The following is a 23,930-nucleotide window of genomic DNA, read 5'->3' as shown; positions in this document are numbered from 1 at the left end:
GGTCAGCGTAGTAAAATTACGTGTTATTACATATTGCTAAGCAACCTCATGACCCCTACTAACGGCGCACGTGTCAGCAACCGCGATGCGCTGCTGGATGTGCTGGAATCCCTCATCGCCGAGGGCAGCGTGCACGACGTTACCCTCGACGGCGTCGCCGCGCGCGCCGGCATCACCAAAGGCGGGCTGATTTATCATTTCAAGTCGAAGGAAGCGCTGCTGCATGGGCTGGTCGAGCGCATGCGCGCGCAACTTGATTCCTATTGCGTCGATCCGGCGCTGGATCCGCAACAGGCGCTGAAGAAGTTTTTGATTGCCCGCATCAACTACGCGTTCGCCATGGGCGCGCGGGAAAAGAAGATCATGGCCAATCTGCTGGCCGCCGCGTCGAGCTACCCGTCCCTGCTGGAACCGGTCAAAAGCATGTACGACAATGGGACTGGCAGTCTGGCCAGCCTGACGGAAAGCGCCGGCCTGGCGCTGTCCGTATGGACCGCGCTGGATGGTTTCGTGCTGCTGGAAATGCTCAACATCCGCCACTTCTCCACGCACGAGCGGCAGCAGATGCAAGACACCTTGATCGCATTGGTCGAGCGCCAGTTTGCGGCGCCCGACTAACACCGCTTCTTAGAACTTGGCGCGCACGCCGAACACCACGTTACGGCCCGGCAGCGGTGCGATGTCTTTCAACACCGAGGTCGATACGCGGATCTCGTCATTGGTCAGGTTTTTGGCCAGCAGGAACCAGGTCAGGTCGTAGCCATCCACTTTCTGGTTGTACGAGACGTTCGCGTTCAGCTGGTTGTAGCTCGGCGTATCGGTGCTCTCGAACGAAGCCAGACGGTCCTGCGACTGCGCGTGCACCAGCGACAGGCCGGCGCGCAGCGCGCCCATCTTGTAGGCGGTGCTGACGCCAAAACGGGTGGCCGGCTGCAACGGCAGACTGCCGCCGCGATCCAGCTTGCCGCGCGAGGTGTCGGCGAATACGCGGCCGGACCAGCCGGCGCCGGTCGGGTTGTATTCCAGCTCCGCTTCGGCGCCGTGGATGGTGGCGTCGGCCTGTTCGAAGATGCGCTCGCGCAGCTCGTCGCCCGCATTGCCTTCCTCGTCCAGCAGATTGCCGGTGATGTGGCCGTAGATGAAGTCACTCACCTTGTTGCGGAAGATATTGGCCTTCCAGCGCACCAGGCCCGTGGTCTTCTGCACATTCAGCTCGATATTGCGCGAGGTTTCTTTCTTGAAGTCGGCGTTGCCGATGTCGAAGGTGACGGTGGCGTCGTGCGGGCCGGCCGAGTACAGTTCTTCGGTCGACGGCGCGCGCTGCGCGTACGACAGCGTGGCGCCGACCGCGTAGCCAGGCACGAACGGCCACATGCCGCCCACCGACGCGGAACGCAGGTTGAAGGCGCGGTCTACACCGGTCACCGGCTCGCGCTTGACCCGTTCGACACGGCCGCCGGCGTTGAACTTGACCGGGCCGAAGTCGGTTTCTTCCACCAGGAAGGCGGCGTTGGAAGTCGAATGCGTCACCGGCACGGTGTCCGGGCCACCCTCGCCGCTCAGCGCGGAGAAGTTGGTGTTTTCAGTTTGCACGCCGAAAGTGCCATGCCAGCCGGCCAGCGGCTTGTGTGTCAGTTCGGCGCGGGTTTCGGTCGAGCGGTTCTTGAAGATGACTTCCGCTGCGCCGTCTTCGCCAATTTCAGCGTGTTCGTAATCGGTAAAGCCGGCCTTGAACTTGAAGGTCTCAAAGCCCGCGAACGGCGCTTTGACCAGGCTGTCGATGTCGTAACGGGTTTGCTTCTGGTCGATCTTCGAGCCTTCGTCGCTTGGAATGCCGTAGACATTGGTCAGGTGCGACACCGACGCGCCGACGAAGCCCCAGTTATCGACAAACGAGGCGCCGAGACCGGCGTTGCGCTCGCGCGTGTCCGAGTGCGGCAGGCGGCCGGATGCTGAATCAGGATCGCCCAGCACGCGGTTGCCTGGGATTTTGTAGTCGCCGGTATTGCGCAGATTGCCGTCGATATGCCAGGCCATTTTGTCGACCGAGCCGTCGATGGTGCCGGACAGATTGCGGCCCTGGTCCACGCTGCTGGCGCGCGCTTCGACCTGGCCGGTCAGCTTGGGTTCCAGCGCGGTCGGGATGCGCTCGTTGACGACGTTGACCAGGCCGCCGATGGCGCCCGAGCCATACAGCAGCGCCGCCGGGCCGCGCAGGATTTCGATCTGCTGCGCCACCGCACCTTCGGCCGCCACCGCGTGGTCGTTGGACAGGCCGGAGACGTCGGAAACAGCCATGCCGTTTTCCAGCATCTTGACGCGCGCACCTTCCAGGCCACGGATGATAGGACGCGAAGCACCGGCGCCAAACGCCGACGCCGACACGCCCAGCTCCTGCGACAGCGTCTCGCCCAGCGAGCTGCCGGCCTTGTCGCGCAACTCGTCGCCGGACAGCACTTTGGCCGGGGTCAGGATCTGATCATTGGCGGTGGTGCCGAATGGGTTGGCGGTGACGATAACTTGCTGCACTTCAGGCGCAGCAGTGGTCTGGCCGAAAGCCAGCGTGGAATAGGCGGACAGGATCGCGCTGGCCAGCAGCGTACGTTGGATATTCATGTAAAACCTCTAGCAATGGGGTGACGATCGCGCGCGGCGGCCCGGATCGGGCCGCGCAGCGGCGAAAAAAGCAAAATTCAGGACGGATTTTGGGTGTCAGGCCAGAGGGGGGGCGCGGGACTGGAAGACGCAGATGGTGCGTTCGCATGCGGGCAGCGTGAGCTGCAGCGTGACCGGACCAGTGCTGAGGGTGGACAGCGCCAGCGTCAGCGGCGCGCTGGTGATGGCGGCGCCCATTTGGGCTACCGTCACGCATTCGGCGCAGACCTTGTGGACGGCGACGCGCTTGCGATGTTTGGCCTGGTCCTCTTCGCTGAGCCGGGCGCTTTGCTCGGCCTCGCTCCAGTGGCTATAGACGTGCGTTACCCCCAGCTGCTGCGTCAGGAGCAGCAGTAGCGCGAGCAAGGCATGGACTATATAGCGGCGGCGATACATGGGCGGTATTCTAACCGCATTACGCGCCGTGTTACCATAGCGGGATGCAAACATCTATCGCCGAATCACAGATCCGAGCCACCGGCGCCCGTGTCACCCGCCAGCGCGTGCTGGTACTGGAGTTCCTGCTGGGCCAGGAAAAATCACTCACCCACCACGAAATCCAGGCGTTGCTCAGCAAGCAGCATGAGGAACTGGACTCCGTCACGCTGTACCGCGTGCTGGAATGGCTGACCGAGAATGAACTGATCCACCGTATCGCCGGCGCCGATCAGGTGTGGCGCTTCCGTGCCGGGGCCGGCCACCACGCCCACGAACACGCGCACTTCCAGTGTGTGCAGTGCGAACAAGTGACCTGCTTCACCGACCTGGCATTGCCGCGCAAGATCAAGCTGCCGGAAGGTTTCCAGACGCAGGAGATCGATTTCCTGATCAAAGGTACTTGCCCGAACTGCAAGCCAAAAAACTGATACAGTCACTTTAATCGCAACTTGGTTGCGTTTACCGACGAACCCGCTTAAGATGCAACCCGATTGCATTTAAGTGAGGTTTGTCATGTCCATTCAAGATACCCGCCTGCCCGTTACCGTCCTGTCCGGTTTTCTCGGCGCCGGCAAAACCACCCTGCTCAACCACATCCTGGCCAACCGCGACGGCCTGCGCGTCGCCGTCATCGTCAACGACATGAGCGAAGTGAATATCGACGCCAGCCTGCTGCGCGACGGCGCCAGCAACGCCGGCGCAGCCCTCTCCCGCACCGAGGAAAAAATGGTCGAGATGAGCAACGGCTGCATCTGCTGCACGCTGCGCGAAGACCTGCTGCTGGAAGTGCGCAAGCTGGCCGCCGAAGGCCGCTTCGATTATCTGCTGATCGAATCAACCGGTGTCGGCGAGCCGATGCCGGTGGCAGCCACCTTCGACTTTGAAGATGAACACGGCCGCTCGCTGAACCAGGTGGCGCGCATCGATACCATGGTGACGCTGGTTGACGCGCTCAACCTGCTGGCCGACTACAACAGCACCGATTTCCTGGCGCAGCGCGGCGAAACCGCCGGCGAAGGCGACGACCGCTCGCTGGCCGGCCTGCTGTCCGAGCAGATCGAGTTTGCCGACGTGATCGTGGTCAGCAAGACCGACCTGGTCACGCTGGAGCAAATGGGGGAAGTGCGCGCCGTGATCAAGGCGCTGAATCCGGGAGCCGAGATCATCTACGCCGAGCGCGGCAATGTGCCGCTGCATAAAATCCTCGGCACCGGCAAGTTCGATCTGGACAAAGCCAGCGAGATGGCGGGCTGGGCGCGCGAGCTGGCCGGCGAGCATACGCCGGAAACCGAGGAATACGGCATCACCAGCTTTGTGCTGCGCGAACCGTGCGCCTTGCATCCGCAGCGCTTCGACCGTTTCCTCAACCATGGTTTCCCTGGTCTGATACGCGCCAAGGGCTATTTGTGGCTGGCCACGCGGCCGGAATGGGCGGTGGCCTATTCACGCGCCGGCAAGATCGCCTCACTGGAACCGGTCGGCCGCTGGGCCGAGCCGTATGACGACCGCGTCAACGAGGTGGTGTTCATCGGCCGCCAGCTGGACCGCGCGGCCATCGAAGAGGCTTTTTCCTACTGTGTGCTGACCAAGGCCGAGCAATCCGGCGGCGAAGCCGCATGGCGGAGCCTGCCCGATCCTTTCCCGGAATGGCAAATCGAGTGATGATATGATGCGGCCCCATGAAAAAGACGCTCATGACCCTTGCTTGCGCACTGGCTCTGGCCGGATGCGCGCAGCTGACGCCGCGCCAGCCGGATGCCATTACCCAACTACGTTTCATCGGTGAGCAGCGCCTGCCCTGGCATATGCAGTATCAGGGCACGCTGGTCGGCGGCCTGTCCGGCATCGATTACGACGCCGCCAACGATGAATGGGTGATGATCAGCGACGACCGCTCGCAGCACAATCCGGCCCGCTACTACCGCGCCAAACTGGGGTTCGACCAGCACGCGTTCAGGTCGGTGCAGCTGAGCGGCGTGACCACGCTGCTGCAAGCGGACGGCAGCGCCTATCCTTCCAAGGAAGCCTACCAGCCCGGCGTCGGCGAAGTGCCGGACCTGGAATCGATGCGGATCGATCCGCGCGACGCCAGCATCTGGTACGCCAGCGAAGGCGATGTGCGGCTGGGGCTCGATCCTTTCGTGCGGCACGCCACGCGCGATGGCCGCCACCTGGCCAGCCTGCCGTTGCCGGCGATGTTCACCGTATCGAAGCAGCAGCAGTCCGGGCCGCGCAACAACCAGGCGTTTGAAGGTATCAGCTTCTCGCCGGACGGCGCAACACTGTGGGTGTCGCTGGAAGGCCCGATGTATCAGGACGGCGCGGAACCCGATCCGCAGCACGGCGCGGTCAACCGTATCACGCATTTCAGCCGCGATGGCAAGGTGCTGGGACAGTACGCCTATCCGCTGGACGCGCTTCCCGCCGCGCCGGCGCCCGGCATGGAGGCTGACAACGGCATCTCCGAAATACTGGCGGTCAGCGATACGCGGCTGTTGGCGCTGGAGCGCGCCGGCGTGCAAGGCGCGGACGGCAGCTATCGCACCTTTGTGCGGCTGTACGAAATCTCGCTGGACGGCGCCAGCGATATCCAGCATCTGCCAACGCTCAACGATGCCGCCTACACGCCGATGAAGAAGCGGCTGGTGCTGGACCTGGGCACGCTCGGCCTGCCCATCATCGACAATCTGGAAGGCGTCGCCTTCGGGCCACGCCTAGGCAACGGCCACGCCAGCCTGATGATGGTCTCCGACGACAACTTTAACAAGGCCCAGGTCACCCAGTTCCTGCTGTTCGAGGTCCTCCCCTGAGATGACGGGCGGCGACAGGCAATTGTCGCAGCGGCAGCAGCGCTCGAAGTCCGGCAAGGGATCGCCGAAATAATCGAGCAGCAGCTTCCAGCGGCAAAAGCCGCTTTGCGCGTAGCCGATCATGCGTTCCAGCTTTTCCCGGTCCAGCTCATGCTTCTCATCGGGTGCCTTGCTCTTCATCAGGAAGAACTTCTGTAGCCGGGTATCGTCATGGTCGTACAGCAGCGTGCATTCGGCGTCTTCGCCATCGCGCCCTGCCCGGCCGGATTCCTGATAATACGCCTCCAGATTGCCCGGCACTTGCAGGTGGATGACGAAGCGGGTGTCGACTTTGTCGATGCCCATGCCGAAGGCGTTGGTGGCCACCATGACGCGGCGCTCGCCATTCATGAACAGATTCTGATTCTGGTCGCGCTCCGCCGCTTTCAGGCGGCCGTGGTACAGCGTGACGCTTTCCCCTGCGTCCAGCAGCAGCTGGCAGGTTTGCTTGACCGCTTTGACGGTGGCCGCATAGATGATGCCAACGCCCTGCGTGCTGCGCACCAGTTCCAGCAGCGTCTGATTTTTCTCGTCCGGATTGGTCACCTGGCGCACCCGGTATTGCAGATTGGGCCGGTAGATGCCGGTGTTCACCACCCGCACAGACTTGCGTCCAAGCTGGCGGCGGATATCGTCGATGACATCGGCGGTGGCGGTGGCGGTCAGGGCCAGCACCTGCGGCCGGCCCAGCGTCTCCAGCGCAGCGCCGATTTCCAGGAAGGCGGGCCGGAAATCATGGCCCCATTGCGAAATGCAGTGCGCCTCGTCGATCACCACCAGCGCAATCTTCGACTGCCGCAGCAAGTCCCGGAACTCCGGGTTGGCCAGGCGCTCAGGGGTGCAGAAAATGACGTCCTTGCCGGCTTTTTCGATGGCGTCCAGCGCTTCCAGCTCCTCCGCGCGCGACAGGCTGCTATTGACTTGCGCGGCAGTGGCAATGCCGGCTTCTTCCAGCTTTTCCGCCTGGTCCTTCATCAGCGAGATCAACGGTGACACGACCACCGTGACGCCGTCCATCAGTCGCGCCGGTAACTGGTAGCACAGGGACTTGCCGCTGCCGGTCGGCATGACGGCCAGGGTATCGCGCCCGGCCAGTACGCTGTCGATCACGCGCCGCTGGCCATCGCGCAGCGCTTCAATGCCGAACACCTTGCGCAGCAGGCGCTCAATTTGCTTGTTGAGAGTGGTAGTCATGTCCCCAGCGTATGCAAATATAGATGGCCGGTATGTACGGCGGCACACTATACTATTGGTTTTTAGCGGCTATCCCAAAAAACGATGGACCCGAGAAGAGAACATGTCAGGCGCCTGCTGCAGGTGGATGCCTACCTTACCGACCTCCATGGCAGTCACACGCAAGCTACGCAGATCATTGATATCTCGCGCATGGGCGTGGCGTTTGTCAGCGACCACGCCATGCCCACCGACGAGCAGCTGCTGCTGAATTTCAGCTTTCCCGGCAGCGCAATCCGCAACGAAATCAAGCTGACCGTGGTCAATAGCAATGCCATAGGCACCCACGGCCGCTACCGCAACGGCGCCCGCTTCATCGCCATTTCCGAAGCCTGCGCCGACCGCATCGTGGACTATGTGACCACGGCGCCAGCCTGATCCTCACCCTCCGGTCACCAGCCGATATCCTTCAGCAGCGGCAAGGTCAAATCCTCCGGCGGCTTGACCGCATGCCGCAGATCCGCGTTGATGGCTGGCTCCATCAACTGATTCGGCGCGGCGCTGACATCGTAGTGCGATACCGATGAACCCGGCTGGTTGGGCCGTGGCGCGTACATCAGCATGCGGCCCAGCGCGTCCGTGCCGGCGCGCACCGCCAGGTTCAGCCCGAGATTGGCAAACATCCCGGAGCGCATACGCGTGCGTTTGGCGATGGCCGCCTTCAGGGCCAGGCCATCCTCCAGCGTGATACGCACCGCTGGAATGACGATGGAAGGGTCCACGCCACCAAGCGCCGGCGGTGGCGCGCCGGCGGCATTGTCAACGATGATGACGCCAATGGCGCCAGCATCCTGCACATGGCGCACCTTGACCACAAAAGTGCACAGGCCCCGGTCGATCAGCGCGATCTTACCCCTGACGGCCCTGGCGTTAAGCGCCCCGAGCGGCGCGCAGGCCAGCCCCAGGTCAGGCGGCGTATCGACCACCGGCATCACTTCGCCAGTCAGTCCGGGGCTATTCAGGCGCGGGCCGAAATCGGCCGCGCCGATCTGGTAGACGCCCGCCACGTCGGCTGGTGTCAGCACGCTCAGCAAGGGCGTGCCGGCTCGCAACACCACCTGCGCCGCAGCGGTGACCTGCACGCCGTTCCACACCAGCTTGCCGGATTTGATTGCCGAAGCGGCGCGCTCGGCGTCACTCATATCCTTCCACACCTTGCCGGTGCTGCTATCGAGCAGGAAATAGTCCCAGATGCTGGGCACGCCGGCCAGCATCTCGCCGGTTTCGTCGTCGGTGTAGGTCTGAAAGCCCAGGCCGTGCGCGAACTCGTGCAGCAGCACGGTCACCAGGTCGGTGTTGGCGCCATGCTGATTATCCAGCCCCAGGTAAAACGGCGAGCCGCTAAAGCAGCCTGGCTGGCCCAGATTGAGATTGAAGCGCGCCCGCACATCGGGCACCTCCGGATCGGCGTCGAAGCCCAGCAGTTTGTTGGTCTGCGCCTTGCCATACCAGGCGTTCGGCTGCGGTGCACCGGGAAAGTCGGCAAACACCTCCAGCGCGCCGGCACTGCCAAGCACGGCGGCGGTGTCGGTGCACGGCAGCGCGTCCCAGGTGGCGAGGACACGGATCGGCACGCTGCTGTCCAGCGTCTGCCCCCACAGGCTGGCCGCCGCCTGGAAGGCGTTGAGGCGTTGCACGCCCAGCGTGACGCCGGTATTGCCGCCGACCGGCATCACCGGCGTCGCGTCATTGAAGCCGACGCCGGGCTGGTCGCCGTTGACGATGGTGATGGTGGCGGCGCCCCAGCTGGTGCTGCAAAACAGCGCCGCCAGGATCGCAATCAGTGAGGTTTTCATTGCGATTCTCCCGGCGGCGCGTCGGCGGCCGGCTTGCGCGTTAGCGCGTAACGGAACTGGCGCTGCTCCAGTTTCAGGCTGATGCCGCCGTGGCCGGGCCGGGCAATTTGTGGTGGAGCACGGCGCGCGATTGGCACATCGGTGCGCGCGGCGGCCGCCAGCGCGGCGGCTTGTTCAGCGGTGGGACCGCTCAGACGCCCGCTTTGGGGATCTTTGTAAGCCGTCATCCCGCCCTGCCCTGGCACGCCAGCTGCGGCCGGCTGCGCCACCACCGTTACATGGGGAAAGCGCATGACGCCTTGCTCATCCGCATGCGCCGCCTGCACCGCCATCGCCGTCAGCGGCAGGCTGATGATGGCCCGCCAGCGCCGCGGCGGACGTTTTCGCCGCCGCAGCGCGATCACGCCGAGGCAGAACAGCGCAATGGTGGCCGGTTCCGCCACCGCATTGACGCTGACCGTGTCCAGGCCGATGTAGTTGCCGTTGAGGCTGGTGTCATCCACCACGTAGCGGAAGGCAAACCGTCCGATGGCCGGCGCAGCCAGACCGCTGACCAGCACGCTACGGTCCAGCCAGCCGGTATCGGCCGCCGACTCAAACCCGGCCAGCAAGGCATACCCGCCTCCGCTGCTGAGGTAGACCTCGACCCGGTCCAGCGCGCCCTCGCCCAGCAGCCGCAAGGAAAAATTCAGCGACTCGCCGTTGACCAGCTGCAGCTGCGGCGTGATCAGCCAGTTGTCGATGGCGCCGCCAAACGCGGCATTGTTGAAGTTGGCGGCGATATACGAATCAGCCGGGCCACCGGCGGCGGCAAACACCGCCGGATCGCCCTGGAACCAGCCGGTGCTGCCCGGTGGCGCGCTGTGATTTTCCAGCAGCCAGCCTTTGGCTGCCAGCGCAGCCACGTTGTCAAAACCCTCTACCAGCAAGGGCGCGCTTACAGCGGAGCAACTGACGGAAACCGCCAGCAGTCCTGCCAGACGTTTGATCAAGTCCATGACATCCCCCAAGGAATCGTTATACGGCTCAACCTGCCATGGTTAGACCGCAGGCTGTATTGCCGAGTTCCCCGGAGAAGAAAAATTTTCAGGCAAGCCTGGTGTCGATGCGCATGCCTGCTTTCAGGGTCAGCGTGACCGGCGTTTTTTCCGCGATTTCCATCATGCGGGCTTTTTGCGCGTCGTCCACATCACCGGCGATATTCAGCGTCCGCTGCACCACCATATTGCCGTCGTCGGCACGGCTCAGCTTCAAGTCGACGTCCACGCCGCTGACCGGCCACTGCTTGCGGTCGGCGTACATGCGCAGCGTAATCGCGGTGCAGGACGCCAGCCCGGCCAGCACAAAGTCGTAAGGCGCCGGACCGGCATCGCGGCCGCCGTTGCGTTCCGGTTCATCGCCAACCAGGGCGTGGCCGCCGACCTCGATCCGGGTGGTATAAGTGTCATTGCCAATGTGTGCTGTACCGCGTGCCATTGCTGTGTTCCTTTTCTATGTATAAATCTCAGTGTAAACCGCTGTGTAAAGCGCTGGTAAAGAAGGGTAAATGCGGCGCTGCGACATGTTGCCGCTGGTATAATGGCAACTCTACTTTAGCGTAACCGTGTACCGTCCAGACCATGCAAAAGATACTGCTTACCTGCTGCCTGACCAGCAGCGCCATCCTGCCAGCTTACGCCCAAACCACCACCCCCGAAAAGCCCGCCACAAGTACCACCAAGGCCAAGGAAGCCGCGCCGGTCGTGCCGGAAGTCACCGTTTCCGCAGAGCGTCCGACCAACCGCATCGACCGCCAGGTGTATGACGTCAAATCCGACGTCTCCAGCACCAACGGCAGCGCCGCCGATGCGCTGAACAATGTCCCGTCGGTCAGTGTGGATTCGGACGGCAGCGTCACGCTGCGCGGCAGCAGCACCGTACAGATCATGGTGGACGGCAAGCCATCAGCGCTGCTGCAAGGCGATAACCGTGGCCCGGCGCTGCAAGCGATGGCGGCCGACGATATCGAATCGATCGAAGTCATCAACAATCCCGGCGCGCAATTCGGCAACGAAGCAGGCGGCGGTCCGATCCTGAACCTGGTGATGCGCCGCAACCGCAAGCCAGGCGGCATGGCGACCGTCAACGGCAACGGCGGCACCGCCGGCCGCTACAACAGCGCCGTCAACGGCAGCTATAACGAGGGTCCATGGGGCTTCCAGGGCAGCGCCAACGTGCGCCATGACGGCCGCAACTCGGTGGCCGATGTCAGCCGCGACCGGCTGGACGCGAATAGCGGCCAGTTCGTGCACAGCACCCAGCAATCGTCCAGCCGTGGCCTGAACGATATGGCCAGCGTCAACGGCAGCGTCAGCTACAACCTGAGCCAGACCGACACGCTGACCGGCAGCGCCTCCTACAATAGCCGCGGCAACGACCAGCGCTCCAGCGACCATTACGTCAACGGCGCCACCACCCTGATCCCGGCCAGCGACTACGTGCGCAGCACCACGCGCACCGGCGACAGCACCAACTTAAGCTGGGGCGGCCGCTACGACCACAAGGGCGAACTGCCAGGCGAAACCCTGAAGATCGACCTGCGCGTCTCCGCCTCCGAGAACGATAACCAGAGCGACTACACCAACGACTACGCCACGCCAGGCATGGCCGACACCCGCGCCGCGCAGCACAGCCAGTTCAGCACCCGCATTGTCGACTTTACCGGCGACTACGAGCGTCCGCTGTGGGGCGGCACCGCCAAGGCGGGCTACAAGGTGGCGACCAACGACAACTCCTTCAATACACTGTACACCGACATCAACCCGCTGACTGGCGCGGCGACCGTCAACAACGGCCGCACCAACGCCTACGACCTGGATGAAACCGTGTATGCGCTGTACGGCAGCTACCAGCTGCGGCTGAACGAGCGCTGGGGCGCGCTGGCCGGCCTGCGCGCCGAGTACACCGACATGGACATCAACCAGATCACCAGCGCGGTCGCGGGCACAAATCACTACATCAACTACATCCCGAGCGCGTTTGCCACTTACAAGGTGAACGACAACGCGAATATGCGCTTTTCCTATGCGCGCCGCATCCGCCGCCCGAACGCCAACGAGCTCAATCCCTACGTCACCTACCGCGACGAATTCAACGTCTCCTCGGGCAACCCGGACCTGAGGCCGACCAAAACCGATTCGTTTGAAGTGGGCTATGAAACCCGTTTCGGCGGCCTGGAAACCAATCTGCGCGGCTACTACCGCCGCGACACCGACGCCATCGTCGACTATCGCTACTTCGTCGCGCCAAACGTGCTGCTGACCACCAAGGCCAACGGCGAAGGCAGCCATTCCAGCGGCCTGGAGTTCACTGTCAACGGCAAGCTGACGCCATCGCTGACGCTGAACACCAGCGGCAATCTGGCGCGCTCGCAGCAGAAATTCTACGATGACACCGGCGTGCTGGTGGAGCGCACCGCCAATTCGCTGAGCGGCCGCGTGCGGCTGAACTACCAGTACGATCCGGCCAATCAGTTCCAGCTGGCCTTGCAGATGATGGGCAAGCAGCTGTCCGGCCAGGGCTACCGTTCGCCGAACCATTCGGTCAACGCCAGCTGGCGCTATACCGTGACGCCGCAGATGACCTTGGTGGCCAACGTCACCGACGTGTTCAACACCAACAAGATGGAAACCATCATCAACAGCAGCACGCTGCGCGAAACCAGCACCCGCCGCTTCGACGGCCGGGTGGTCTACATCGGCCTGTCCTACCGCTTCGGCGGCGCCAATGCATCCAACGCCAACAAGCAGGATGAAGGCGGTGGCTGGGGACCGCGTCCGGGCGGTCCCGGTGGTCCTGGCGGCCCGCCGCCAGGCGTCTGATCGCAGCCGTCTGGCCAGGTATTACGGCGCGGAGACCAGTACCGCGTCATCCACCTTGCCGCGCTGGCGCATCGGCAGGCCTAGCCTGCGCGCCTCGAAATACAAGTCGTTGCGGATGATCGCATACTGCTTCTCGCCGCGCGCGGCGCCTGCCCGCCAGCGGGCGTAGAAGTCCTCCAGCGACGGCATGCCGCGCTCGGGTTCCTGCGCCAGGCCGAATTCCAGCTCCCCTTCAAAGTCCACCGGTATCACCGTGTGGCCCAAGTAGAACGTCATCGATTGTTCGTAGGTGCCGACCGAGTACACCAGCGTCTGCGCCGTCAGTTCGCCGCGCACCGCCAGCGCCGCTTCCAGGCCCGCCTTGGCGCGGCCGAATGGTTCATGCGACGCCATGCTCAATTGCGTCAGCAGCCAGCCGCCCAGCGCAATCGCCAGCACCGTGCCGATGCGCAGCCCGCGCGCCTCCGCCAGCCACGCACCCAGGCCGCACACTACCGCCGCGCCGAAGCCAATGCATAGCAGCGTGGTGTCCATCGCGGTGATGAACGACAGACACGCCAATCCGACCACGCCCACTGCCGCCAGCAGCACCGCCGCCATCATTGCCATGCCGCGCGATATGCGCTCCAGATAGGCGCCGGTCAGCAGCGCCATCGCCGGGAACACCGGCAGCATATAGCCCGGCAGCTTGGAGCTGGAATAGCTGAAGAAGAACATGATGAACAAGATCCACACCAGCAGCAGCAGCGCCGGCTGGAAGCGTCCCTCAACGCGCTTGCGCGCCGCCGCCAATGCGGCCGGCAGCACCGGCAGCCACGGCACGGCCGCCGGCAGCATCAGCACCAGGAAGTAATACCACGGTCCTTCGCGGTGATGGGTCTTCAGGAAGAAGCGGTCCCAATGCTCGTGGATGAAGAAGAATTGCGGCTGCTCCGGATTGCGCACCGCCACCAGCACAAACCACGGCAGCGCCACCAGCAGGAATACCGCCACGCCAGCCAGCGGATGCAGCCGGCGCAAGATGCCGCGGTCGCCGCTGACCAGCAGGTAAATCGCCAGCACCCCACCTGGCAGCACCACGCCGATCAGGCCCTTGGTCAGCACCGACAGTGCCATCACGGCCCAGCAGGCCAGCATCCAGTACCGCCGTTCGGCGGGCGTGGCGTCATCGCACTGGGCGATCAGCAACGCGCACAGGGCCAGCGCCATGCTGGCGGCCACCGGCAAATCCAGCGAATTGAATTGCGACGCCGCCGCCCAGAACAGCATGGAGCCCAGCACCAGCGCGGCATACAATCCGGCGCGGCCGCCGAACACGCGGCGTCCGGTATACGCCACCGTGAACACGCCGGCGATGCCGCACACGCCGTTCCACAAGCGCGCCTGCCATTCGCCGAGGCCGAACAAGCTGAACGCCAGGGCGCTCATCCAGGTGTGCAGCGGCGGTTTCTCGAAATATTTGATGCCGTTCAGGCGGGTGGTGACCCAGTCGCCGCTGAGGAACATCTCGCGCGCCATTTCGGCGTAACGGCCCTCATCGGGCGGAATCAGCGTGCGGATGTCCAGCACCAGCAGCGAACCAAGGATGAAGACGGCGGCCAGCAGGTAGAGTGCTGACTTGGAACGGAAGAAGACGGCCATGGCGGAAACAGAATGCGTATCAAAGCGCGCAGTCTATTTCAGCCATCATGAACGGCGTATTAACGCCGGCTTACTCCGGAGTGCAATCCCGGCAGCGCGCCGGTATGCGTATTTACCGGGGCAGCACAAAGTTTTCCAGCGCGGCGACATTGGCCAGCTGGCCGAATTATTTGATGACGGCCAGCTTCTGGCGCTTGCCGCCCTTGAAGGTGTGGATGGTGATGGCGCCGTCCTGCACGTCGCCGCGCGCATCAAACGAGGTGGCGCCGGTCACGCCCTTGTGCTTGATTTTGGCCAGGAACGGCAGATACTTGGCCGGTTCCGGCGAGCCGGCCTGCTGCATCGCGTCCACCAGCGTCATCAGCGCATCGTACGAGTAAGCGGCGTAGGTCTGCACCTCAATGCCGAAACGCTTTTTATACGCCGCGCGGAAATCAGCCATGCCTTTTTCCTGCGCCGGCTCGATGCCGCCCGCCTCGGCGCAGATCACCTGGCCGTCGTGCATGCCCTCGCCCGCCAGGCGCGGCACCGAATCCGAGCACATGCCGTCGCCGCCCATGAACTTGACCGGAATCCCCAGCTGCTTCATTTGGCGCAGCATCGGCGCGGCTACCGCATCCATGCCGCCGAAGAACACCATGTCCGGCTTGGTGGCCTTGATCGCGGTCAGGATCGCCATCAGGTCGGTCGCCTTGTCGTTGGTGTATTGGGTGGAGACGATGCTGCTGCCGCTGGCCGCGCCGGTGCGCTTGACGGTCTTGGCAAATTCGTCGGCCAGGCCTTTGCCGTAGGCGGTGCGGTCGTCCACCACGGCGATGCGCTTGGCCTGCAGGGTCTGCATCGCGTAGCGCGCCAGGGCCGGGCCCAGTTGCTCATCGTTGGCGATATTGCGGAAGGTGGTGTTGTAGCGCTGGCGCGTGTACTGCGGCGAGGTGGCCGACGGCGTAATCTGCGGAATGCCAGCGTCATAGTAAATGCGCGAGGCCGGAATGGTGGTGCCCGAAGTCTGGTGACCGATCACGCCCAGCACTTTGGCGTCCGCCAGCTTTTGCGCGGCGGTGGTGGCCTGTTTCGGATCGCCGGCATCATCTTCCGCCAGCAGCACGATCTTGTATTTTTTACCGCCTATGGTCACGCCCCTGGCGTTCAGCTCATCGACCGCCATGCGCGCGCCGTTCTCATTGTCCTTGCCCAGGTGGGCGATGGCGCTGGAGGTGGCGGCAACGTGGCCGATCTTGATGGTGTCCTGCGCCTGGGCGCCGGCGCCGATTGCGCCAACAAAAGCCAGCGCCAATGCGCGGCAAGCTGTTTTTGTTATTAATTGCATGAAATCCTCATTGATGCCGAATTAAATAAGGCCGTTAGCATACCAGACCTCTGCGCACGATTGCTAAATACCTTGCTGCGCCCAGGACTGAATGAAGTAGAATAAATATTTCCTAAAGTCGAAAATTCTGTGGCCTTCCTGCTTTTCCAGCTGAACAGTCTGCGCAGCCGCTTGATACTGCTGGTGATGCTGGCCATCTCCCCCATCGCGGTCATGACCGTGATTAACGGCGCGCGGGAGCGTGCCCATGCGGTGGAAGTGGCGGAAGACAATCTGCAGCGCCTGACCAATCTGGCCGCCGCCAACGAGGCGAAGTCGATCGCAGGCGCGCGCCAGATCCTGCGCGACCTGGCCAGCATTCCCGACCTGATGGGCGACCACGCCGAGTGCACCCGCTTGCTCGCCAATCTGCAACGCCAGAATCCCGACTACGCCAATATCGGCTTGATCCAGCTGAATGGCGACGTGACGTGCAGCGCCGTGCCGTTCAACACCCCGGTCAATCTGGCCGACCGGCCGCATTTCCGCCGCGCCGTGCACCTCAAGCGCTTTGTCGCCGGCGGCTACATCTTCGGCAGGGTGATCCAGAAGCACACCGTCAACCTGACCTACCCGGTGCTGGATGACGAGGGCAAGGTCAAGGCGGTGGTGTTCGCCGCGCTCGACCTGACCAAGCTGGACCGCTTCGTGGCCGACATCCAGCTGCCGCCCGGCTCGCTGTTGCTGACCGCCGATTCCGAAGGCAACATCATCTCGCGCAGGCCGCAGCCTGAACAATGGTTCGGCAAGCCGGTTTCCGAACCGATGCGCATCGCCATGGCGGCCGAGCCGGGCAAACCAGTGCTGCTGACCGGCCCCGACGGCATCGAGCGCCTGCACCGCTTCGCCCGCGTCGGCAGCGACGGCCTGTCCGACTACACGGTCACCATCGGCATCCCGGCCGACGAGATCACCGCCAACGCGCGCAACGACCAGCTACTCGACATCCTGGCGCTGGCCGCCACCATCGGCCTGGCCGTGCTGGCCGCATGGTTTGTCGGCGACGTGCTGGTGCTGCGCCGCGTGCAAAAGCTGGTCAGCACCGCCAACAGCATCGCTTCCGGCACGCTGGCGGCGCGCAGCGGCATCAGCTACGGCAAGGAAGAAATCAGCGAACTGGCGCGCGCGCTGGACGCCATGGCCGCCGCCTTGCAGGAAAAAGAGGCGCAGCATGTGAAAGCCGAGAAGCAGTTGCGCGAGGCGGACCGCCGCAAGGACGAGTTCCTGGCAATGCTGGCGCACGAGCTGCGCAACCCGCTGGCGCCGATCAGCGCCGGCGCCCAGCTGCTGCAAAGCGGCCACGCCAACGAAGCGGCGGTGCAGCGCACCGCCGGCATCATCGTGCGCCAGGTGCACCACATGACGCGGCTGGTGGACGACCTGCTCGACGTGTCGCGCGTGACGCGCGGGCTGGTGACGCTGATGCGCGTGCCGCTCGACGTCTCGCGCATCGTCGCCGACGCAGTGGAACAGGCGGAGCCGCTGATGCAGTCGCGCCAACACCGTTTCGAGGTGGTGCTGCCGCCATCGCCGCTGATGGTCACCGGCGACCACAAACGGCTGGTGCAGGTGCTGGTGAATGTGCTGAACAACGCGGCCAAGTACACGCCGCCGGGCGGCGCGATCCGCCTGATCGCGCGCGCCGACGGCAATAATATACGGCTGATTATCAGCGACAACGGCATCGGCATGTCGCCGGAGCTGCGCAGCCGCGTGTTCGAGCTGTTCGCGCAAGCCGACCGCAATCCGGACCGTTCGCAGGGAGGACTGGGGCTGGGACTGGCGCTGGTCAAGTCGCTGGTCGAGCTGCACCGCGGCCACGTCGAGGCCGACAGCGGCGGCGAACACCAGGGCAGCACCTTCACCATCATCCTGCCGGGCACGCAGCGGCAGCCGGACCCGGCCCGATCCGGCCCGGCCGCCAAAACGGCCCACAAGCTGCGCGTGCTGGTGGTGGATGATAATATCGACGCGGCGCAAACCTTGCAGCTGCTGCTGGAAGCTGGCGGCCACCACGTCACCGTGGCGCATACCGCATTGGCGGCGCTGGAAATCGCCCAGGCCCAGTCGCCGGAGCTGTGCTTGCTGGATATCGGCCTGCCCGACATCAGCGGCTACGACCTGGCACGCGGCTTGCGAGCATTGCCGCATACGGCGCGCGCCACCCTGGTGGCGGTCACCGGCTACGGCCGCCGCGAAGACCGCGAGCTGGCCATCGCTGCGGGCTTTGACCATTACTTTGTCAAGCCGGTCGATGTGGATGCGCTGTTGACGCTGATCGCCCGGCTACACTAAACCATCACCAAGCGGAACTTCATGAAACACCTGCTACTCAGTCTCGCCATCGCCGCCGCCCTGCCCGCCCAGGCGCTGGCCCAGGAACAAGCGCTGGCGCGCATCGCGGCGCAACCGGCCGTCAAGCAGGCGCTAGCCTATATTGAACAGAGCGAACCGGCGACGCAAAAGGCGATGTTGGCGATTAACGCCATTCCCGCGCCGACCTTTGCCGAGGCGGCGCGCGCCCGCGATTACGAACAGCGGATGAAGGCCGCCGGCCTGGCCGACGTGCACATCGATGAGGCGGGCAATGTGCTGGGCACGCATCGCGGCAGCGGCAAAGGCCCCACCGTGGTGCTGGCGGCGCACCTGGACACCGTCTACCCGGCCAGCACCGACCTGACCGTGCGCGAAAAAGATGGCCGCCTGTATGCACCCGGCATCGCCGACAACGGCCGCTCGCTGGCCGCCATGCTGGCCGTGGCGCAGGCACTGCACGATGCGCGCATCCAGACCGAAGGCGATGTGCTGTTTGTCGCCAACGTCGGCGAGGAAGGCCTGGGCGACCTGAAAGGCGTCAAGCATTTGTTCAAGCAGCGCAAGGATATCAAGGCCTTCGTCGGCCTGGAGCCGGCGCTGGGCGTCGACGGCGATCCGGTTACCTACATGGGCGCGGGCAGCCGCCGCTTTAAAGTGACGCTGCACGGGCCGGGCGGGCATAGCTACGAGGGCTTCGGTCTGCCGTCAGCCATCCATGCGGCGGGCCGCGTGATCGCGCACATCGACGACGTGCGCGTGCCGGCGCAGCCGAAGGTGACCTTCAACGTGGGAGTAGTTCAGGGTGGCCAGTCGGTGAACAGCATCGCGGCCGAAACCTCGCTGCTGATCGATATCCGTTCGGCGGATGCAGCGTTGCTGGCCAGGGTGGAACAGCAGATCAAGGATGCGATCCAGCGCGGCGTCAGCGAAACCAACCAGCGCTGGAACAGCCAGGCGATCAGCGCCGAGGTGACGCTGATCGGCGACCGCCCCGCCGGCCAGATGCCCACTGACGCGGTGATCGTCAAGACCGCGCTGGCGGCGGCCAAGGTACTCGGCCGCCCTGCGCTGCTGGACGCCGCGCATTCAACCGACGCCAATCTGCCGATGAGCCTTGGCATCCCGGCGATTACCATGTCCGGCGGCGGTGCTTCCGGCGGCTACCACGCCGAAAAACTGGAATGGTGGTCGGCCCGCAACGCATACACCGGCCCGCAGAATGCCATGCTGACCATCCTCGGACTGGTGGGCGTGCGCGGGCTGGACGCTCCGCTGGCGCGCTGATTACAGCGTGACGCGCAATGACACCTGCACGTTGCGCGGATCGCCGTAGTAGTTGCCGAAGCCGGTGGCGGCGTATTTGGCGAAGTAGAACTTGTCGAACAGGTTGTTGACATTGGTTTGCAGCGCGTAGGTCTTGTTGAAGCGGTAGCCGATCATCGCGTTGACGATGCTGTAGCCGCCCTGGTGGGCAGTCACCGCGCCCGACTTTACCAAGGTTTCGCTCTGCGCCTGCACGCCGCCGCCGATGCTGAAGCCTTGCAGCGCACCGCCCGGACGGTAGGTCGCAAACACGCGCACCAGATGGCGCGGATCGATGCTGCGCAAAGGTTGGCCGACGTTGGCCGCGCTGCTGTCGCTCAGGTACTTGGTGCGGGTGTTGGTGTAGCCGCCGGTCAGTTGCAAGCCAGGCAGCACTTCGCCGCTGATCTCCGCCTCAAAGCCTTCGCTGCGCTGCTTGCCGCCCGTGGTGTAGCAGTAGCTGGTCGGATAGTAAGGCATGCACGGGTTGGCGGTGCTGGTGTCCAGCGCAGCCTTGCCGTTGTTATTGATGCGGAAGGCCGACAGCGACGCGGTCAGGCGGCCGTTCATGAACTCGCCCTTGAAACCGGCTTCGTAGTCTTCACCGCGCACCGGCGCGATGATCGCCCCGCCGGCGTCCTTGTAGTTCTGCGGTGTGAAGATTTCGGTGTAGCTGGCGTAAGCATTGATCTGCTTGGTGAGGTCATAGGTCACGCCGGCAAACGGCGTCACTTCACGCGTCACCTTGTAGCTGCTGGCCGGAGCGCCCGGAACCTGGTAGTCCCACCAGCTCAGGCGCGCACCCAGCAGCACGTTCAGCGGATCCGCCAGCGACAAACGCGTGGTGGCGTAAGCGCCCTGCTGGTGCGTCTTGTTACCGGCGGCCGCGTAGGCTGTGCCTTGGCCTGCACCAACCACCGGTTCCACCACGGTGTACGGATTCCAGGTACGGATATCGACATTGGTCTTCGCGCCCAGGCCGAAGTAGCCGGAGGTGCCGATGCTGTCCACTTCCTGCGACTCGACGCCGAAGGTGGCTTCGTGCTTGCGGCCGAACAGCTGGAACGGGCCGTTGGCGACGGCGCTCAGCACGCGCTGGTTGCTGGTGTCACCGGTATAGGCAGACACGCTGACATTGACCAGATAAGGATTGGTGGTGCTGGTGCGCGAGAACGAGGTTTGCTTGAAGCCCCATGGCTTCATGTGCAGGCCGGTCCAGGCGGCGCCCAGCTTCACCGTCCAGTCGTTTTCAAAGCGGTGTTCCAGTTCCAGCGATGCCTGGTCGTTATAGCGGTTCCAGCGGTTCCACGACGCGCCCAGGTAGGTATCGATCGGCATGTTCAGCGACGTGCCGTCGAAGTTCGGCGGCAGGTTGCCCCAGGCGCCGGTCGAATCCAGGTCGGTGTGTTGCAGGGTTGCGGTCAGCAGCGTGCGTGGCGTCAGGTCGGCTTCCACCACGGCGTACAGGACTTCGCGGTCTTCGTTACGGGCTTGCTGGAAGAATTCCTTCTTGTCCTTGACCACCACCGCGCGGGCGCGCACCGTGCCGGCCTCGTTCAGCGAACCGGATACGTCGGCTTCGCCGCGCTTGCGGTCCCAGCTGCCGGCCAGCGCGTTCAGCGAGGCCTGAAAGGTTTTGGTCGGACGCTTGCGCACCAGGTTGACCGCCGCCGATGGATTGCCCGAGCCGCGCAGCATGCCCGAGGCGCCGCGTAAGATCTCGACCCGCTCCAGCACCGCCGTATCCGGCTGCACGAAAATCGAACCGCCCTGGTTCATGGTGAAGCCATCGATTTGCAGCGCATCGATCGAGAAGCCGCGCGAGTAGTAGCCAACGCGTTCACTGTCTGTGTAATCGACGGTGACGCCGGGGGTGTTTTTCATCACGTCGTGCAAGTCCGGCAGCACGCGGTCGTCGAGGAATTGGCGGGTCAGCACGGTGACCGGCTGCGGAATATCGCGGATCGAATCCACGCCCTTGAACACGGATGCCTTCTTGGCGGCGAAGGAATTATCGGCGGCGCCGACCACTTCCACGGTTGGCATCACGGTGTCAGTTTCTTCGGCATGCGCCAGCACGCTGACAGCGAACATGATGGTGGTAAGTGGTAGGGACGTGCGGGGACAACGACGTGACATCGTAATTACTCCTGTATGAAAAACGGGTTTTAAATGAAGGCGCGGCCTAGCGCGACCAGGGCGATGGCGGCGGCGCTGACGCCGCCCGCAGCCCAGCCGATGCGCACAATCGCGCGCCCGGCGTAACTGAGGATCAGCACCAGGCTGATGGCGGCGGCGGTCAGCATGCCGGCCCAGGCGACCCATCCCTGCGATGCGCCCCAGACGAACAGGCATACCAGCAGCGACACCAGCAAGCCGATGCCGCCCGACCAGCGCAGCATGCGGCGCGTGCTGTCGCTCGGCAGGTTGCCGCGGCCGTGCAAGCCTTCCCAGTGGCGGTCCATCGCCAGGCTGAGCGCGGCGAAGCCACCGGTCGCGCTGGAGAGTGCGGCAATCATCGCCGCAGTATTCGTGATTGCCATCATGCCGCTACCTCTTTATCAGCTTTTACTTTTACTGGCGCCTTGGCGCCTGCCTTGACTTTGCCCAGCCGCTTGCTGGCCCACAGCAGCGTCAGGCCCAGCGCCAACGCCACCAGATCAAAGCCGGCCACTGGCCACAAGCGCTGCGCCATGCTGCTGAACAGGCCAGCACCACCGGTCAATGGATTCAGCAAAGGCAGCAGCGCAAACAGCAGGCCGGCTACCGCCAATTGTATGCGCCACATCCAGCGCGCAGGGAAAGCCAATGCCAGCACGGCGGCGATACCCCAGGCAGTGAAGAAGCATTGAATCTCCAGGTCCGGCCGCCCTTGCAAGCCTACCGGCACGAAGCGGTTGGCCCAGAAGAACACGCTCATCGCGATCAACAGGCCGGCAATGCCACCCAGATTCAAGCCATCCACCAGGCGCAGGCCGAAACCGATGCGACCATGGGCGCTGGCTTTCAGATGCTTGGGGCGTTCCTTGACCGCCCACAGCAGCACGCCGGTCGCCACCATCGCGCAGCCGGCCAGCCCGGACAGGAAGAACAGGCCGCGCAGCAGCGGGCTGGCGAAGCGGCCGATGTGCAGGCCGACCATCACGCCGCGCGTCTCGACGGCTGCGCTGTTCTTGTTCGCTTCGCTCAGCAGCTTGCCGGTGACGCCGTCAAAGGTCATCGATGGCAGACTGGTATTGATGCCGGCGCCGTCCTGGCGCTGCGTCACGGTGACCGTGGCGGCGCTGTCGCCCGCCTGGCTGACGGTGATGCGGCCAACCTGGGCGCCGTTCCACTGCTGGCTGGCTTGCGCCACCAGCGGCGCCAGCGGCGTCAATGGCGCGCGGATGCCGGACGCTTTGACCTCGGCGCGCGGACCGCCGTTCAGGTCGGCGAAGAACGCGTTGGACTCTTTGTACACTGCGTTCAGGCCTTGCGGCAGGTACATGAACATCAGCGTCACCAGGCCGGTGTAGGTGATCATCAGGTGATACGGCAGCGCCAGCACGGCGGTGGCGTTGTGCGCGTCCAGCCAGGAGCGCTGTCCTTTGTTCGGCCGGAAGGTGAAGAAATCCTTGAAGATGCGCTTGTGCGTAACGATGCCCGAGATGATCGCCACCAGCATAAACATGGCGCAGGCGCCGACGATCCAGCGCGCCCACAGCACCGGCATGTAGTGCATGTCGAAGTGCATGCGGTAGAAGAAGTCGCCGCCACGGGTGGCGCGGGCCGCACTCAATTCCTGGCCGGTGACCGGATCGATGCTGGCGTTTTCGAAGCGGCGGCGGCCACGCGGCTTGCCTTCCTGCTTGGACGGCGGCGGCGCCCAGCTGGCGCTGACCGCTGGTTCGCGTTCGGACGGCAGCGTGATGAACCAGCGCGGGCTGCGCGCGGCGCGCTGCTCAAGCAAATTCTGAATCTGGGCCACGGCCACGCCCTGCTCCACCACGGCGTGCGAGGCGTGATGCAGCTCCGGCTTCATCCACAGCGTGATCTCGTCACGGAAGTAGCTAGCGGTGCCGCAGGCGAACACCATGAACAGCACCCAGCCGACCAGCAGGCCGGACCAGGTGTGCAGCCAGGCCATCGATTGGCGGAAACCTTCTTTCATGCGCGGCCTCCGAAGAATACTACGGCCCACAACAACAGGCCGATGACCGCCAGGCCGAGCCAGGCTCGCCAGGCGGTGCTGGTGGCGAAGCACCACATGACCGCGCAGGGATAGACCACCAGCCCGGTCAGCGTGGCGGTAACCACCCGGTCAACCTCACGACCCGGCAGGGCAATGGCCAGCGCGGCGACTGCCAGCGCGGAAACAGCGTAACCACCGCCGATCGCGGCCAGCGCGCGTGATGCGACGCGGAGCCGATAGTTCATCAGGATGTGCTTCATAAGGAGGTAAAACGCTGAATCGAAGTGATAATGATTCGTATTA

The 23,930-nt window shown here is 64.1% G+C and carries 20 protein-coding genes; 8 read left to right on the top strand and 12 right to left on the bottom strand.

The window, feature by feature from the left end; genetic code table 11:
• Window positions 1-48: 48 nt before the first annotated feature.
• Complete coding sequence (locus tag KW842_RS02070; RefSeq protein WP_218302424.1) at window positions 49-618, top strand: TetR/AcrR family transcriptional regulator; 570 nt, start codon at window positions 49-51, stop codon at window positions 616-618.
• 9 nt (window positions 619-627) lie between these two features.
• Here the strand turns inward: KW842_RS02070 and KW842_RS02065 are convergent, their stop codons facing one another.
• Together KW842_RS02065 and KW842_RS02060 are read right to left on the bottom strand one after the other, a co-directional pair.
• Complete coding sequence (locus KW842_RS02065) at window positions 628-2,616, bottom strand: TonB-dependent receptor (RefSeq protein WP_218302423.1); 1,989 nt, start codon at window positions 2,614-2,616, stop codon at window positions 628-630.
• A 96-nt stretch (window positions 2,617-2,712) separates the two neighbouring features.
• Window positions 2,713-3,051, bottom strand: a complete 339-nt coding sequence (locus tag KW842_RS02060) for a hypothetical protein (protein ID WP_218302422.1) — start codon at window positions 3,049-3,051, stop codon at window positions 2,713-2,715.
• A 44-nt stretch (window positions 3,052-3,095) separates the two neighbouring features.
• Here KW842_RS02060 and KW842_RS02055 point away from each other — a divergent pair, with 44 nt between their 5' ends.
• From KW842_RS02055 to KW842_RS02045, 3 genes are all read left to right on the top strand, one after another.
• The gene (locus KW842_RS02055; protein WP_218302421.1) at window positions 3,096-3,521 is read left to right on the top strand and encodes a Fur family transcriptional regulator; all 426 of its coding nucleotides are present in this window, start codon (window positions 3,096-3,098) and stop codon (window positions 3,519-3,521) included.
• A gap of 85 nt (window positions 3,522-3,606) precedes the next feature.
• On the top strand, window positions 3,607-4,755 hold the full coding sequence (locus KW842_RS02050; protein WP_218302420.1) for a GTP-binding protein: 1,149 nt from the start codon (window positions 3,607-3,609) through the stop codon (window positions 4,753-4,755).
• A gap of 17 nt (window positions 4,756-4,772) precedes the next feature.
• Complete coding sequence (locus tag KW842_RS02045) at window positions 4,773-5,903, top strand: esterase-like activity of phytase family protein (RefSeq protein WP_218302419.1); 1,131 nt, start codon at window positions 4,773-4,775, stop codon at window positions 5,901-5,903.
• Here KW842_RS02045 and KW842_RS02040 read toward each other — a convergent pair.
• Entirely contained in the window at window positions 5,808-7,136 is a 1,329-nt protein-coding gene (locus tag KW842_RS02040) for an ATP-dependent DNA helicase RecQ (protein ID WP_218302418.1), read from the bottom strand. The genes KW842_RS02045 and KW842_RS02040 overlap by 96 nt on opposite strands.
• Window positions 7,137-7,220: 84 nt before the next feature.
• Between KW842_RS02040 and KW842_RS02035 the strand changes: the two genes are divergently transcribed.
• Window positions 7,221-7,553: a PilZ domain-containing protein gene (locus KW842_RS02035; RefSeq protein WP_218302417.1), complete on the top strand. Its 333-nt coding sequence runs from the start codon at window positions 7,221-7,223 to the stop codon at window positions 7,551-7,553.
• A gap of 14 nt (window positions 7,554-7,567) precedes the next feature.
• Here the strand turns inward: KW842_RS02035 and KW842_RS02030 are convergent, their stop codons facing one another.
• The 3 genes from KW842_RS02030 to KW842_RS02020 form a co-directional block, all read right to left on the bottom strand.
• Window positions 7,568-8,971, bottom strand: coding sequence for a PA domain-containing protein (locus KW842_RS02030; RefSeq protein WP_218302416.1), 1,404 nt, complete (start codon window positions 8,969-8,971; stop codon window positions 7,568-7,570).
• Window positions 8,968-9,969 carry a choice-of-anchor J domain-containing protein gene (locus tag KW842_RS02025; protein WP_218302415.1) on the bottom strand — a complete coding sequence of 334 codons (1,002 nt, stop codon included), beginning with the start codon at window positions 9,967-9,969 and terminating at the stop codon, window positions 8,968-8,970. The genes KW842_RS02030 and KW842_RS02025 overlap by 4 nt, the downstream gene beginning before the upstream one ends.
• A gap of 88 nt (window positions 9,970-10,057) precedes the next feature.
• Window positions 10,058-10,447, bottom strand: coding sequence for an OsmC family protein (locus KW842_RS02020; RefSeq protein WP_218302414.1), 390 nt, complete (start codon window positions 10,445-10,447; stop codon window positions 10,058-10,060).
• A gap of 143 nt (window positions 10,448-10,590) precedes the next feature.
• Here KW842_RS02020 and KW842_RS02015 point away from each other — a divergent pair, with 143 nt between their 5' ends.
• Complete coding sequence (locus KW842_RS02015) at window positions 10,591-12,831, top strand: outer membrane beta-barrel family protein (RefSeq protein WP_218302413.1); 2,241 nt, start codon at window positions 10,591-10,593, stop codon at window positions 12,829-12,831.
• Window positions 12,832-12,852: 21 nt separating this feature from the next.
• Here KW842_RS02015 and KW842_RS02010 read toward each other — a convergent pair whose 3' ends face one another.
• Window positions 12,853-14,472 (bottom strand): glycosyltransferase family 39 protein, encoded by a 1,620-nt coding sequence (locus tag KW842_RS02010; RefSeq protein ID WP_218302412.1) that lies wholly within the window; start codon window positions 14,470-14,472, stop codon window positions 12,853-12,855.
• A gap of 166 nt (window positions 14,473-14,638) precedes the next feature.
• Window positions 14,639-15,799: a branched-chain amino acid ABC transporter substrate-binding protein gene (locus KW842_RS02005; protein WP_218302411.1), complete on the bottom strand. Its 1,161-nt coding sequence runs from the start codon at window positions 15,797-15,799 to the stop codon at window positions 14,639-14,641.
• Between the two features lie 129 nt (window positions 15,800-15,928).
• Between KW842_RS02005 and KW842_RS02000 the strand changes: the two genes are divergently transcribed.
• Together KW842_RS02000 and KW842_RS01995 are read left to right on the top strand one after the other, a co-directional pair.
• Window positions 15,929-18,133, top strand: a complete 2,205-nt coding sequence (locus KW842_RS02000; RefSeq protein WP_218302410.1) for an ATP-binding protein — start codon at window positions 15,929-15,931, stop codon at window positions 18,131-18,133.
• 21 nt (window positions 18,134-18,154) lie between these two features.
• On the top strand, window positions 18,155-19,438 hold the full coding sequence (locus tag KW842_RS01995; protein WP_218302409.1) for a M20/M25/M40 family metallo-hydrolase: 1,284 nt from the start codon (window positions 18,155-18,157) through the stop codon (window positions 19,436-19,438).
• Here KW842_RS01995 and KW842_RS01990 read toward each other — a convergent pair whose 3' ends face one another.
• The 4 genes from KW842_RS01990 to KW842_RS01980 form a co-directional block, all read right to left on the bottom strand.
• Window positions 19,439-21,550 carry a TonB-dependent siderophore receptor gene (locus tag KW842_RS01990; RefSeq protein WP_229223437.1) on the bottom strand — a complete coding sequence of 704 codons (2,112 nt, stop codon included), beginning with the start codon at window positions 21,548-21,550 and terminating at the stop codon, window positions 19,439-19,441.
• Between the two features lie 74 nt (window positions 21,551-21,624).
• The gene (locus KW842_RS27375; RefSeq protein WP_229223436.1) at window positions 21,625-22,002 is read right to left on the bottom strand and encodes a DUF3325 domain-containing protein; all 378 of its coding nucleotides are present in this window, start codon (window positions 22,000-22,002) and stop codon (window positions 21,625-21,627) included.
• Window positions 21,999-23,606, bottom strand: coding sequence for a PepSY domain-containing protein (locus KW842_RS01985; RefSeq protein WP_218302407.1), 1,608 nt, complete (start codon window positions 23,604-23,606; stop codon window positions 21,999-22,001). Before KW842_RS01985 ends, KW842_RS27375 begins: the two co-directional genes overlap by 4 nt.
• Window positions 23,603-23,872 carry an iron transporter gene (locus tag KW842_RS01980; protein ID WP_229223435.1) on the bottom strand — a complete coding sequence of 90 codons (270 nt, stop codon included), beginning with the start codon at window positions 23,870-23,872 and terminating at the stop codon, window positions 23,603-23,605. Before KW842_RS01980 ends, KW842_RS01985 begins: the two co-directional genes overlap by 4 nt.
• Between the last annotated feature and the right edge of the window lie 58 nt (window positions 23,873-23,930).

This window comes from Duganella sp. sic0402 (genome assembly GCF_019219065.1).
GTDB lineage: Bacteria > Pseudomonadota > Gammaproteobacteria > Burkholderiales > Burkholderiaceae_D > Rugamonas.
The sequence above is the reverse complement of the archived record's forward strand: the minus strand, read 5'-3'. Positions and strand labels throughout refer to the sequence as shown.